9 protein-coding genes are annotated in these 15276 nt (G+C 45.5%); 1 reads left to right on the plus strand and 8 read right to left on the minus strand.

All coding sequences use genetic code 11. The features are described from left to right. Nucleotides 1-137: 137 nt before the first annotated feature. The 8 genes from M3I01_RS15850 to M3I01_RS15885 all read right to left on the minus strand — a co-directional run bounded on the left by M3I01_RS15850 (nt 138) and on the right by M3I01_RS15885 (nt 12635). Entirely contained in the window at nt 138-1559 is a 1422-nt protein-coding gene (locus tag M3I01_RS15850; protein WP_255896895.1) for an FAD-dependent oxidoreductase, read from the minus strand. A gap of 113 nt (nt 1560-1672) precedes the next feature. Beyond that, nucleotides 1673-6124, minus strand: a complete 4452-nt coding sequence (gene gltB, locus M3I01_RS15855; RefSeq protein WP_255896896.1) for a glutamate synthase large subunit — start codon at nt 6122-6124, stop codon at nt 1673-1675. A gap of 417 nt (nt 6125-6541) precedes the next feature. After that, a complete protein-coding gene (locus tag M3I01_RS15860; protein WP_275565184.1) occupies nt 6542-8074 on the minus strand; it encodes an SPOR domain-containing protein in 1533 nt (510 codons plus the stop codon). A 33-nt stretch (nt 8075-8107) separates the two neighbouring features. After that, entirely contained in the window at nt 8108-9214 is a 1107-nt protein-coding gene (gene aroB, locus M3I01_RS15865; RefSeq protein WP_255896898.1) for a 3-dehydroquinate synthase, read from the minus strand. Next, nucleotides 9214-9762: a shikimate kinase gene (locus M3I01_RS15870; RefSeq protein ID WP_255896900.1), complete on the minus strand. Its 549-nt coding sequence runs from the start codon at nt 9760-9762 to the stop codon at nt 9214-9216. The genes aroB and M3I01_RS15870 overlap by 1 nt, the downstream gene beginning before the upstream one ends. A gap of 42 nt (nt 9763-9804) precedes the next feature. Then, entirely contained in the window at nt 9805-10983 is a 1179-nt protein-coding gene (locus M3I01_RS15875; RefSeq protein ID WP_255896901.1) for a type II and III secretion system protein, read from the minus strand. Next, complete coding sequence (locus M3I01_RS15880; protein ID WP_255896902.1) at nt 10976-11686, minus strand: hypothetical protein; 711 nt, start codon at nt 11684-11686, stop codon at nt 10976-10978. The genes M3I01_RS15875 and M3I01_RS15880 overlap by 8 nt, the downstream gene beginning before the upstream one ends. After that, the gene (locus tag M3I01_RS15885) at nt 11658-12635 is read right to left on the minus strand and encodes a hypothetical protein (protein WP_275565185.1); all 978 of its coding nucleotides are present in this window, start codon (nt 12633-12635) and stop codon (nt 11658-11660) included. Before M3I01_RS15885 ends, M3I01_RS15880 begins: the two co-directional genes overlap by 29 nt. A gap of 156 nt (nt 12636-12791) precedes the next feature. On the opposite strand from M3I01_RS15885, the gene M3I01_RS15890 reads away from it, so the two are divergent. Continuing rightward, nucleotides 12792-15236: a penicillin-binding protein 1A gene (locus M3I01_RS15890; RefSeq protein ID WP_275565186.1), complete on the plus strand. Its 2445-nt coding sequence runs from the start codon at nt 12792-12794 to the stop codon at nt 15234-15236. Nucleotides 15237-15276 lie beyond the last annotated feature (40 nt).

Here is a 15276-nt window from a genome sequence, read left to right on the forward strand (position 1 = left end):
TCGGATGACTAATAGACGGGATTAATAATTCATCTACTTTCATCAGTATAAAACCCTATTGAAAATACATAAAAAAACGTCAGTTTAGCTATCCAAACTGACGTTTTCCATTCTGTTTAAGGCATAAAGACGTGTGCTTAAACGTCTAAGAAATCCATGATGCCTTCTGCGGCTTTACGGCCTTCATCAATCGCTGTTACCACTAAGTCAGAGCCTCGAACCATATCGCCACCAGCAAAGATTTTTTCATTGGTGGTTTGGAACATGTACTTGCCTTTCTTAGGTGCAATAACACGGCCACGAGCATCAACTTCGATACCAAATTTTTCGAACCAAGGCGCTGGACTGGCTTGGAAACCAAACGCGATCAACACCGTGTCTGCAGGAATAATCTGTTCACTGCCTTCAACAATTTCAGCCGTACGGCGACCGTTTTCATCCGGTTCGCCCATTTGTGTTTCAACCACTTTAATGCCTTCGACTTTACCATCACCAATTATTTCTACTGGCTGACGGTTAAAGAGGAACTGCACGCCTTCTTCTTTGGCGTTTTGCACTTCTTTACGAGAGCCTGGCATGTTTTCTTGGTCACGACGATACGCACAAGACACGCTTTTCGCACCTTGACGAATGGCAGTACGGTTACAGTCCATCGCGGTATCACCACCACCTAAAACGACCACTTGCTTGCCTTTTAGATTGATATAATCGGCTTCATCTTCTTCGAAGTCTAAACAGTGATTCACGTTAGAGACCAGATAATCTAAAGCATCGTAAACACCCGGTAGATCTTCACCTGGAAAACCGCCTTTCATGTATTTGTAGGTACCCATGCCTAAGAAAACCGCATCGTACTCTTCTAATACATGTTCAAATGGCACATCGTCACCAACAGACGTTCCAAGTACAAACTCAACGCCCATTTCTTCAAAGATTTCACGACGGCGCGTCATGACACTTTTTTCCAGCTTGAATTCTGGAATACCAAACGTCAGCAAGCCACCAATCTCTGGGTACTTATCAAATACGACAGGCTTAATACCGTTACGCACCAAGACATCTGCGCAAGCTAGCCCTGCAGGACCTGCACCGACAATAGCAACGGTTTTATTAACCGGCACAACGTTAGACATATCAGGGCGCCAGCCTAAAGCAAAAGCCGTATCCGTAATGTATTTTTCAACAGAACCAATAGTGACCGCACCAAAACCACCTTCACCCAGTGTACAAGCGCCTTCACACAGACGATCTTGTGGGCAAACACGACCACACACTTCTGGCAAAGAGTTGGTTTGATGACACAACTCAGCCGCTTCCAAAATACTGCCTTCACTGACTAATCTCAGCCAGTTTGGAATGTAGTTATGGACAGGACATTTCCACTCACAATAAGGGTTGCCACATTCTAGACAGCGGTGCGATTGATCTTTTGCACCGGCCTCTTCAAACGGTTTATAAATTTCGACGAATTGCGCCTTACGAGTAATTAAAGGCTTTTTCTTAGGATCCTTACGGTCCACTTCGACGAATTGAAATGCGTTGTTCAAGCGCTCAGACATAAGCTGCTATCTCCTCGGCCGCTTGCAAACAAGCGGCACTTCTCTCAAATGGGTCAGACTGATTCGTTCACGACGCTTTGTTTACTGCAAACAAAGCGTCATAACAGCGTGTTTTATTCCGGACGTTGACGAGTATTTGCCAAGAGCGCGCCTAAACTCGCTGCTTTTGGTTTTACTAGCCAGAACTTGCCAATGTAGTCATAGAAGTTTTCTAAGATTTCATGGCCCCATTCGCTGTCGGTTTCGCGGACGTATTCTTCGATCACAGAGCGAAGGTGTGAGCGATATTCTTCCGTTAATTCCGTCCCAATGCGGTGAATTTCCACCAACTCATGGTTGTATTTATCCACGAAGGTACGGTCTAAATCGAGCACATAAGCAAAGCCGCCTGTCATACCCGCACCAAAGTTATAACCAGTATTACCCAGTACCGTTACCATACCGCCAGTCATGTATTCACAGCAGTGGTCACCAGCGCCTTCAATTACGGTATGTGTACCAGAGTTACGCACGGCGAATCGTTCGCCAGCCGTACCAGCAGCAAACAATTTGCCGCCTGTCGCACCGTACAAACAAGTGTTGCCAATGATGGCTGAAATCTGTGACTTAAAAGATGAGCCGCGAGGTGGACGTATGACTAGCTTACCGCCCGTCATACCTTTACCTACGTAGTCATTCGCGTCGCCATCTAAGTACATGTTCAAGCCGCCCGCATTCCATACACCAAAGCTTTGACCCGCTGTACCGGTTAATTTCAATGTAATCGGCATGTCAGACATACCTTGGTTGCCGTAACGTTTTGCAATTTCACCAGACAAACGTGCTCCAATAGAACGATCACAGTTGGTCACAACGAACTCGAACTCGCCACCTTCTTTTTCTTCAATGACGTCTTTCATCGTGTCCCACATTTTCAGCGCCAATAGGCCTTTGTCATGGGGAGGATTAAACGGCAAATCACAATATTGAGGCTTATCCGCTGGGATCAAATCATTATTCAAAATTGGCGATAGATCCAAATTACGTTGCTTTTCCGTTTCGCCGGGAAGCAAGGCTAATAAATCCGTACGTCCAATTAAATCCTGTAGACGAGAAACACCCAACTTCGCCAACCATAGGCGCGTATCTTGCGCCATAAACAAGAAGAAATTCTTGATCATGTCGACCGTGCCAATAAAGTGATCATCTCGCAAACCTTGATCCTGAGTGGCCACACCGGTTGCACAGTTGTTGAGGTGACAAATGCGTAGGAACTTACACCCCATGGCAATCATCGGCGTCGTACCAAAACCAAAGCTTTCCGCACCAAGAATGGCCGCTTTTACCACATCGAGGCCAGTTTTTAGGCCGCCATCGGTTTGCAGACGAATTTTGCCTCGAAGATCGTTAGAACGAAGTGCTTGCTGCGCCTCCGCCAAGCCCAATTCCCACGGTGAACCCGCATGACGAATCGAGGTAATCGGTGACGCCGCAGTACCACCGTCGTAACCAGAAATAGTGATCAAATCCGCGTAGGCTTTTGCCACACCCGCTGCAATCGTACCCACTCCCGGTTCTGACACGAGCTTCACAGATACCAACGCTTCTGGGTTAACTTGCTTCAAGTCGAAAATCAGCTGAGCCAAATCTTCAATCGAATAAATATCGTGATGCGGTGGTGGTGAAATTAAGGTCACACCCGGTACCGCATAACGCAAGCGTGCAATCAGGTCATTTACTTTACCACCTGGAAGCTGACCACCTTCACCCGGTTTCGCACCTTGCGCTACTTTTATCTGTAGCACTTCAGCATTAACTAGGTATTCCGGTGTGACGCCAAAGCGACCCGAAGCAATTTGTTTGATCTTAGAGCGACGTTCCGTTCCGTGACGAGCTGGGTCTTCACCGCCTTCACCTGAGTTTGAACGACAACCTAGTTCGTTCATCGCTTGCGCCAAGGATTCATGTGCTTCTGGAGACAAAGCCCCTAATGACATACCCGCAGAGTCAAAACGTGGAAGGATGCTTTCAATCGATTCTACATCGTCTACAGAAATGGCTTTGGCTTTATCAGACAAGGCGAACAAATCGCGCAGCATAGATGCCGGACGATGATTGACCAAATCGGTGTATTTAGTGAAGTCTTCAAACTTGCCCGTGCCCACGGCCAGTTGCAGATTACGCACGACGTCAGGATTGAACGCATGATATTCCGCATCATGGACGTATTTTAAATAGCCGCCCTGCTGGATCGGTTTACGCAGCTTCCAAGCATTGCCCGCAATGGTTGTTTGCTCACGCTGGAAGTCTTCAAACTTCGCGCCTTTAATTCGGCTGGCAACGCCTTTGAAACAAAGCTCGACAATGGCGGTGTCCAAACCAATCGCTTCAAATAATTGCGCACCACGGTAAGACGCCATGGTCGAGATCCCCATTTTTGAAAGGATCTTCATTAAGCCTTTGTTAATGCCTTTACGATATTTCGCATGACAAGCAATCGGGTCACCCAGTACTTCGCCCTTATCGATCATGTCATTGATCAAACGGAAAGACAGATACGGATAAACGGCTGTCGCGCCAAAGCCTAGCAATACAGCAAACTGATGAGGATCACGAGCGAAACCGGTGTCAGCAATAATGTTAGAATCGCAACGTAAACCAACCTTCGTTAAATGGTGGTGAACCGCGCCCACTGACATCGGTGCAGGAATCGGCAAATGGCCTTTCGCAATATCACGGTCGCTCAGTACGAGAATAACCGCACCGTTTTTAACTTCTTCTTCGGCCTTCACTTGCAAGTTTTTAACCGCTTGCTCAAGAGATATCTCTTCTGGGTTGTAATTGGTATCCAGACGCACCAACCGAAAGCGGTGATCATTCAACGCCAATAAACGACTGTATTTACGTGGTGACAATACTGGCGAAGACATAATGATACGATTAGCATGCTTTGGCGTTTCTTCAAACAAGTTACGCTCGACACCAATGCACGTTTCCAAAGACATGACGATCGATTCCCGCAATGGATCGATTGGCGGATTGGTAACTTGCGCAAACTTCTGACGAAAATAATCCGTCAATGGACGAGTCTGGCTCGACATAACCGCCATTGGCGTATCATCACCCATAGAACCGACAGCTTCATGGCCGCTTTCTGCTAATGGGCGGAAAATTTGCTCACGTTCTTCAAAAGACACTTGGAACATCTTCTGATAAACCAACATCTCATCTTTTGTAAACGGCACAAACTCTTGAGTCGATTCCTCTAACAAAGATTCAATTCGAATCGCTTCTTGCTTCAGCCACTTTTTATACGGATGAAGAGACTTAAGACGATTATCAATATCTTGAGAGTGAAGCATCTTGCCAGTTTGTGTATCGATCACCAGCATTTGCCCAGGACCCACACGACCTTTCGCAACGACATCTTCTGCTTTGTAATCGTAAGTACCAATTTCAGACGCAAGCGTAATGAAACCGTTCTTTGTTACTACCCAACGAGAAGGACGCAAACCATTACGATCCAGCATACAAATCGCATGACGTCCGTCTGTCATGACCAAACCCGCTGGGCCATCCCATGGTTCCATATGCATAGAATTGTATTCGTAAAAAGCACGCAACTCTGGGTCCATGTTTTCAACGTTTTGCCACGCTGGTGGAATGATCAAACGCGCCGCACGAAAAATATCCATACCACCCGTCACAAGCACTTCCAACATGTTGTCCATTGAGGACGAATCGGAGCCAGTTAAGTTAACCAAGGGTTGAAGATCTTGAAGTTCTGGAATCAACGGCGAACGCAGCTTGTTCGCACGGGCTAAAGCCCAGTTGCGGTTACCTTCTATTGTGTTGATTTCACCATTGTGCGCCAACATACGGAATGGCTGGGCAAGTGGCCACTTTGGCAACGTATTAGTAGAGAAACGTTGATGAAACACACAAATCGCCGTTTGCAGTTTTTCATTGCCTAGATCTTTATAGAAAGATGGCAAATCCGCTGGCATCATCAGACCTTTGTAAGACAGCACTTTATCTGACAAGGAACAGACGTAGAAATTTTCGTATTGCGCGAGCGCCATTTCGGTCTGACGACGCGCAACAAACAAGCGCGTCGAGAAAGTACGAGCATCCATACGATTGCTGTCGATAAAAACTTGCTCAATGCGCGGTAAACATTCTTCAGCAATACGACCAAGACAAGACGCATCGGTAGGCACTTCTCGCCAGCCGACAACATTCAAGTCTTGTTCTTTAAGCTGTCTAGTTAATTCGTCACGCTGCTCCGTCGCAAGCGCTTCATCCTGATCTAAAAACACCATGCCAATACCGTACAGGTCAGACAAGGTGTGACTAAACAAAGTAATGGCTTCGTTACGCAAAAAAGCATCAGGTTTCTGTATTAAAAGACCACAGCCGTCACCGGTTTTTCCATCGGCGGCAATACCACCGCGGTGTGTCATACATGTCAAAGATTGAATCGCAGTTTTTAGCAGCTCATGACTTGTGTTGCCTTCCATATGAGCAATTAAGCCAAAGCCACAGTTGTCTTTGAACTCGCCAGGACGATAAAGGCCTGCATTCATACACCAACTCCCACAGTTGAAACATAAAATAATAATTAGAGAAAAAATTTGACTATCAGGTGGCTGGGCTAAAAAGCAAATTCGTAAAAGAATTCGCTTCGAGAATGACTATCATCTACCCAAAACACCACCAAAATGGACGATCATACTACCCTGCCCAAGGACACTACTCAAATTGATGCCAAGCGACTTTATGTTATTTTGGCGGTTTTTACAGGGGGTTTAGCGGCAAATAACAGGGACTTAGAGAATTATCTATGGCTGGAGTTTTTCCAAACAGAAAATTCCACTGTTCATTCATGTTTTTCAGAGAATTACAGTGATTTTTACTTAATTTAAAGATTCTCTATACAAAAGCCTCACAAAACGACGTTTTTGTGAGGCTTTATACGTTCTAGAGCAATAGAAAACTCGGCATCATTGAGCTTTTTTAATATCGTCCTGAATGCCACGAGCACTGCGTGCCCAAGGATTAAGGTCTCGAATGTCTTTGGGAAGAGTCTCTGAGGCCGCTATGGCTTCACTGCGATTACGATAGGTGCCGTAAACGACCACAAACCAATCTTTGGCATTATGTTTGGATTTGAAATAACCAAACGCATCGACGCCACCTTGATCACGAATGAAATCCTGCACGGTTGGTTTATTATAAGTGCCTAAAAGTTGTAGCGTGTAACGGTTAGGGTTTTGCGATAACCACCATTCTGTCTTATCAAATGGGTCTTGCGAAACTTTCAAGTTTGCCCGCTCATTTTTCGGCGGCGTCACAGGCTCGTCGACCACAGGAGCCGCTTGTGCCAAAGGCGCTTCAGAACGAATAGGCGCTGTAGAGATAGTCGGCGCCACCATAGACGGCACATTAGACTTACTAATAGCGGGCAATGACGTACTCATAGGAATCGGCGGTAAGACAATATCACCATCTTTCCCAATTTTACGTTGCATCGCATCGATTCGAGCAATGGTCTCCGCAGAAGACTGACCTTGTCGTGAGCTCAAAGGAATCACATTACTGGTTCTATCTGCTGAACCTGTGGAGGACGAAGGCTTATCCGACTGTTTATCAGAGAATAACACCGCCACTAAAATACCTAGCATCACCACTGACAGTAATGCCATGTGAGCCAAAGGAAATCCCATCGCAAGATTAAAGCGCATGCCCGACTTTTCGGGTTTATTGCCATTGCCCATCATGGTCTGAGCCATTTGGTTAATACGTCCAGGATAACCAGCGGACTCTTGGTAGATCTGCTTTACCTGCTTGTCATTAAACGGCAAATTGATCCCGCCGCCTACAGCACGAACACGATGCAATAAATACGCTCGCGTTTGCTCCAATGAATAAGGTGCCAAGGTAAACGAATGGCTTAGCTGCTCATAGCGAGAGCGCTGATAAGCATCCAGATTGCGAGATAAAGGGTATTCGCTGAATAGAACAACATGAGGGACAGTTTGATTGTCGGTTGCCAAGGACATCATGTCCAACAACATACTCACCGCATCGGTGTTTAACTCTTGAGCATTATCGATCAAGATCAATGCCGCCTGCCCTTTCTCATCTAAGTCATGAGAAAATTTCAGCAAAGGGCCGAATGTCGTTTCATTTGGAGGTTGAGAAAAATGACTGGCGTAACCTGCGTAGATGGCTTGCAGTAATTGACCGGCTGTCATTAGCATAGTGCCTTTGACGTGACTGACGACCGTCGTATCGTCTTGATGTCGAGCAAATTCCATCAAAAAACGACTTTTACCACTGCCTTGCGGTCCTTGAACCACAGAGAGCAAGCTACTATAACGGCTTAAATGCTCAAGCAGAGCAAGCTGTTGATTACCTTCTTCAGAGGCGAAATAGACAGAAGCGTCTTTCGAGCCAAAAGGGTCCCTCAGCGTCGCTTTTGAGGGCTGATTGAGCGCATCCTCTAGGTCAAACTGAAAGTCTGGCTTCGACATACTTCGTCCTTCAACAATAAGTAACCAACATAATTAAGTAAGATTCGCTTGCTTACTCGCTTCAAGCGCGTCCAAAAGGCAGGCATTGAAGTCTTCCATCGGAAAGTCCGATGTCACGATAGCCTGACCCAGCGCGCCCAGTAAAACCAAACGTAAACTGCCATCTAGTACTTTTTTATCCAACGCCATACGCTCGATAAAACCATCAACCGTCATATTTTCAGGCGGCAATACCGGTAATTTGGCCGCTTGAAAAAGTGCCACAGAACGACTGACATCTTGTTCCGTTAAATTCCCCATGCGCCAGGAAAGGTCAATCGCCAATACACTGCCCGCAGCGACGGCTTCGCCGTGCAACCAGTTGCCGTATCCCATTTCCGTTTCAATCGCGTGGCCAAACGTATGCCCTAAATTTAAGATAGCACGAATACCGCCTTCTCTCTCGTCTTGGGAAACCACATTGGCTTTAGCCAAACAAGATCGATAAATAGCGTCGCTAATTTTGTCATTGTCTAACGCCATCAACTCCGGCATTTCTTGCTCTAGCCAATCAAAAAACGGCACATCACAAATCAAGCCATATTTAATGACTTCCGCCATGCCAGCAGACAACTCACGCTGAGGCAGACTCAATAGCGTTTCGGTATCAATAATAACGGCTTGCGGCTGATAAAACGCACCGATCATATTTTTACCAAGCGGGTGATTAACACCCGTTTTTCCGCCAACAGAAGAATCCACTTGTGATAACAAGGTCGTCGGAACTTGAATAAAAGGCACTCCTCGTTGATACGTTGCAGCAGCAAAGCCCGCCATATCACCAACCACTCCGCCGCCTAAGGCGATTACGGTTGTCGTGCGATTGTGTTTTGATTCCAACAGCGCAGTCATGATCATGCCGTATGTATCCAGTGTTTTGAACACTTCACCATCGGGCAACACACACGTATCCACGTGATAATCCACAGACAACATGGCAATCATAGAATCAAGATACAGAGGCGCGATGGTTTCATTGGTCACTATCATGACTTGCTTGCCATGAATAGCATCATCAAAAAGAGCTTTCTGCTGACGAATACCACTACCAATAAAAATAGGATAGCTGCGGTCGCCAAGATCAACGGTTAACGTGCGCATTAGGATACAGTAATCTCCATTTTAAGATGACGCCGAATCGCATCTAACACCCTATTGGCGACAGACCTAGGATGACGAGCATCGGTTTCTATGATTAAAGTCGCCACTTCTCTGTAAAGAGGGTCACGTACTTCAAATAGCTTTTTCAAAATCGCTTTGGGATCGCCCGTTTGTAACAGAGGGCGATGGTTGCTTTTGGACGTGCGATACAGTTGCTGAGCAACCGATGCATATAAATAAACGACTAATGCGTTGTCTCGAAGAATATCTCTATTTTCTTCTCGCATCACGATACCGCCACCGGTGGCGAACACACAATCACCTGTATCCGATTGTACGATAGCTGACAATGCTTGAGTTTCACGTCTACGAAAACCCTCTTCTCCTTCTCTTTCAAAGATCCAAGGGATATCAGCACCAGCATTGTCTTCTATGACTTTATCTAGATCATAGAACTCTTTGCCCATTGATTGAGAAATCAAACGGCCTATCGTCGTTTTTCCTGCGCCCATTGGGCCTACTAAAATAATATTGGGGGCTTTTATCATTGTATTCAATTACGTCGGAATTAAGCAGATTTAGACTGCGGCCTAGTTATCTGACATTTGTAGCAGCTTTGGCGTAATAAATACAAGTAATTCAACCTTTTCTTGCTGTTCTGAACGTCTTTTAAACAACTCACCCAACAAGGGAATGTCACTAAAGAAAGGGACTCGGCTCTCAGTTTCAAAGCGTTCTTCGCGAAAAATCCCACCTAAAACAAGCGTTTCTTGATTTTTCACCACCACCTGAGTTTTTAAGCGATTCGTATTTAGACTAGGAATACCATTCACCAAATCGCCAACCGAGTCTTGATGAATATTAAGCGACAGCAAAATGTGCTCACCGTCTTTCACAAATGGCGTTACTTCCAACAACAGCGAGGCCTGACGAAACTCAACACTGACTTTGTCATCGCTCACCGTTTGATAAGGTACTTCCGTACCCGATTCAATTCGAGCAGGCTGGCCTTCAGAGGTCACTATTTTTGGCTTAGAAACAACATTGGCCATGCCTTCACTTTCCATCATATCCAAAGTGAATGCCAACAAACCGGAACCACTCAAATTAGAAAAATTCAAGCTCGCGGTCGGCGTTAACGCACCTAAATCAACAGCACCGCCTATGGATGAACGAATTCCATCTGACAGTTTGGTATGCCAGTTAACGCCAAATTGTGATTGTGCGGTACGGCTAACCTGCGCTATCTGAGCACTGATTTCAATTTGCCTAAGTGGCGTATCTAACCACGCTAAGGTTTCTTGAATCCCTTCGAATGGCTCACAAGAATAAGCAACAATGGAGTTGGTTCGATTATCAACAATGAGGGACAGTGAGGGGTATAAGGTCTGTAAGTGTGCACCAACGGTTTCTGCTTTTGTGTGTTTTAACATCCAGTAGAATCGCTGACAAGAAGCTGAAGCCTTCTCTGTGCCTTTCGCTGCAGGAACCGCTGGCATTAGGATTGCGACACGCCCTTGCCATTCAAGTCGAAGATGAGGTTGTTTTGCTACCGCCTCCATCACATCTTTCCAACTGGCGTCTTTTATTGATAGTGTTAATATGTCGTTTATTTCTGGGCTAATTACGACACTTTCGTTCATTTGAGACGCCAACCATGGCAATATTTCTTGCAAAGAACGCGATTCAAAATACACGTCCATCGCCCATACAGAACGAGGTACAAAAAAAGCCAATACTAAAAACCAGTGAACCAGAGATTTAATCATCCTGACCACCCGCTTCTCGAATAATCAATGACTGTTTCGACCCATCCTTGGCGACCAAGATAACGTGATCGAAAGACACCGCATTTACAGATAATCCGGCCTCAGGCAACCAACTGCCTTTACGAACCCAATAACGGCTCTTTTTGTATGTTACTAAAGCCGATGCACTTTCGTCCGTTCGCACCGTGGACAGAAGGTGCCAATCCTTTCTCTCAAAACGATAAGCTCGCAACTTGAATGGCAGCCAATTATGGTATTCCCGATTTGCCTTAGGCACATTAATATTAAACAAAAATCGTCCAAGCCATTGCCCATCATCCTCTCTTTGCCAATAGACAGAGAGTAAGCCTACAGCGAACTGTACTTCAATTTTTTCAAGTAATCCCTGCCATTCCGCCACCGAAGCGATGCCTTCTAATGACCATTTTGTCGGAATATTTGTCTGAGTAGCAACGACATGATGTCGAGCCCAAGGTTCATCAATAAAACGAATCGTATGCAGCTTTATTGCCTGTTGCTTAACCCGCTCCCACTCGTGATTTGCTCGATCTTTTTGTCTAATGTGGCGATTCATATCGTCCTGTATTTGGGATAAAAAAGGGTACCATGCGGCAAGCTGCAACATCACCAAAAGCAACACAACCGAGCCCTTGATGGTAGAAAGATAAGATAGCTTAATTTTCAAATACGGAAATAGAGACACCTACCACCTCCTCTTGATTCATAGTCAACGACGAGTAATAGGGACTCTGTTCTATCTCCCACCGCCAACTTGGGCGCTGCTCTTTCCAACGACCCAACAATAGATCAAGCTCTTGCTTAGGCAGTACCATTTTGAAAGATGCAAATGACGCGCTACCCTCTAACTGTCCAAGTCGAGCCGACATAGGCAACGCCTGAACCAGACCCAGTACGGACTCAAAAAATATATTGCCCTCTTCTTGAGCCATCATCCAATCAGACTGGGCTGAGCGTGTTTTTTGATACGTTATAAGCGCCTTTTCTGAGTGCTTCTGTAACGTCCAAAAATAGACAGAAGCAAGGCTATGAATCAACAAACTCAGCAGCAGTAAATAACCCCAAAGACGTTTGGCCTTTTTTCGTTTTTCTTTATCTGGTTGATAAAGCGACAGCGCACGTTGAGTGCACAGAAGCCAAGAGTAAGGTCGTGATTTCTTATCAACCCACTGCCCCTGCGGAATCATATAGCACGATTTAGCGAGCAACTGAAAAGGCTCAAGGAGTTGCTGTGCCCACTCGTTTGAACAAGCGAACACGGTAAGTTGAGTATGTTTGGCTGGTAAAGTATCTTGCACATAACTAAACATCACATTTTCAGGCGGGGAAAATGTCGTTTCTACAGCGTAGCTCAACGCCGCCAAGGGCAATAGAGAAGAAGAGATAGGATGATCGATTCTATGTTGCGATACGGACAGCCAACTATCTGGTACTAAGACAATAATTCGTGACGTAGTGGGCACACTCTCAAGCGACAAGGTTTGCTGAATAGACCTTAATTGATGAGAATCAGGGATCGTATCGTCGTTTACAGGCATAAAGTCAGCAAACCTGACAGCCTCGGTAGAGTCGAAATATAGACATTTTTGAGCCGAATAGACAGCCACAAAATAGGTAGGCATTAGCTTCATCATTCATCCTTGAAATAGTAAGCAATAGAGTATGGTTTTCAGTTTGGCTTGCGCGCCAATTTTTCACAAGATAACACGATTTGATGCAAAGTTAACCGCCTATTCTTTGATCATCTTAGGTATAATGCCATTTTTCCATCCAGTATTAATTAGGCTTATATGGCTAAGACATTCAAGATACTCTTTTTCCTCGGGCTTTTTGGAGCCTTATGCGCAATTGGAATTACGTATGCTGTTTATTATACAGTCAAAGATCGCATTCCTACTGTTGCTGAACTAAAAGACATTGAGTTACGCATTCCATTACGTATCTACACTGCGGATAACCAACTCATTGGTGAGTTTGGTGAACAACGCCGTACCCCTATTAATTACTCTGAAATTCCTCAAGGTCTAGAACAGGCTATTTTGGCTGCAGAAGACACCAATTTTTATCATCATCCAGGCGTCGATATTCTCGGCTTAGGGCGAGCGGTGATGCAATTGATCACCACCGGACAAAAACAAGGTGGTGGTAGTACGATCACCATGCAGGTTGCCAGAAACTATTTCTTGTCATTCGAACAAACGTATATTCGGAAGTTTACTGAAATTTTTATTGCCTTAAAGATGGAGCGCGAACTCAGTAAACACGAAATTCTTGAGCTTTATGTCAACAAAATCTATTTGGGGAATCGTGCTTATGGATTCGAAGCCGCGGCACAAGTTTATTACGGCAAAAACCTAAACGAGCTAGACCTTGCTCAACTGGCCATGATCGCCGGCCTGCCAAAAGCACCCTCTCGCTTTAATCCTGTAGTGAACCCTTCTCGCGCGCTGATCCGTCGAAACTGGATTCTACAACGTATGCTGTCACTCGGTATGATCGATAAAAACGCTTATCAAACGGCAGTTGAAGCTCCCATTACCGCAAAAAACCACGGTATCATGCCTGACATAGAAGCTGGCTACATCGCTGAAATGGTTCGCTCAGAACTTTATAGCACCTTTGGATATGACCTTTATAGCACTGGCATGACCGTCTACACGACAATCAACGCAGGCAGACAAAAAGCCGCCAACGCCGCCGTGTTCGATGGTGTATTAAATTACGACATGCGTCACGGTTACCGAGGGTCTATTGAAACGCGCGTCGACCTGATTGACGCGCCACTAGAAGAGCAAGAAAAAGCCTTACAAGATATTGATGGATTCAAAGATTGGCAAACTGCGCTTGTAATCTCAACTCAAGAGACCACGGCTGATGTGCGCTTGGCAAACGGCAAACGTGCCACCTTGTCCTGGGATGCAATAAAATGGGCAAGACCCTACCTTAGCGAAGATTCACAGGGGCCATCGCCCACGACTGTCGCAGACGTCCTTGTCCCTGGAGATATTGTGCGCTTACGCCCAGACAATAATCTTGAATGGTTGTTAGCACAAAAACCAGAAGTACAAACGGCATTAATTTCACTCAACAGCAAAGACGGTGCGATTCAGGCGCTAGTAGGTGGTTTTAATTTTTATGAAAATAAATTTAACCGAATCACTCAATCTAAGCGCCAGCCGGGGTCTAACTTTAAACCCTTTATTTACGCCAGTGCATTGGATAGAGGCTATACCGCAGCCAGCATTATCAATGACGCACCTGTAGTTTTTAATGATACAAACCTCGCTTCGGCATGGCGTCCAACCAATGACGGCGGTAAGTTTTACGGGCCTACACGATTGCGCCAAGCGCTTTATCGCTCACAAAACATTGTGTCTGTTCGCTTACTGGACGAGCTAGGGGTTCGCCCAACACTCGATTTCTTACGTCGCTTTGGATTTGATCCGAATGAACTTCCACACAACTTATCTTTGTCTTTAGGCAGTGCGAACTTATCCCCTTTGCAAATAGCAACGGGCTTCGCAGTGTTTTCTAATGGTGGATATCAAGTACAGCCGTACCTAATAAATACTGTTATAGACAGGAACAATCAGACCTTATTCCAAGCCAACCCGATCACAGTGTGCTTAACCTGCACCCTGCTTGAAAAAACCACCGATGGCGAACCTCAAATGGGCCTATTTGATACACCAAAGGGCATCCGTAGTTTGCCTGTCGCTCCGCAAGTACTGGACCCAGAAGTAAACTATATCGTCTATGACATGATGCGTGACGTTATTAAATACGGTACTGGACGACGTGCCAGAGTACTTCAGCGCGATGACATTGCAGGAAAAACTGGGACGACCAATGATGGCCGCGATGCTTGGTTTTCTGGCTTTAATGGCAACCTAGTAACCTCGGTTTGGAGTGGCTTTGATAATTCATCCCCTCTGGGTCGTGGCGAATGGGGTGGGTCAGTCTCACTACCACCATGGATTGATTACATGCGTGACGCGTTAAAAGACACAACGCCTGATTTTATACCAAAACCGTCTTCCTTAGTTACCGTACGAATCGACCCTAAAACAGGAGAACGTGCGTTACCGGGGCAATCAAATGCTATTTTTGAGATATTCAGAAAGGATCACGTGCCACCACAACGTGATCTTAATTTGCCATCATTAAACAATAATAACGGCAATGAGTCTCAAGAAGAAAAACAAGAAAACAACGCACTCGAAAACCTCTTTTGATCTTATAGCATACGATTTGTAAAAAGCGTCAGTCTACATC

It is taken from the genome of Marinomonas maritima (assembly GCF_024435075.2).
Classification (GTDB): domain Bacteria; phylum Pseudomonadota; class Gammaproteobacteria; order Pseudomonadales; family Marinomonadaceae; genus Marinomonas; species Marinomonas maritima.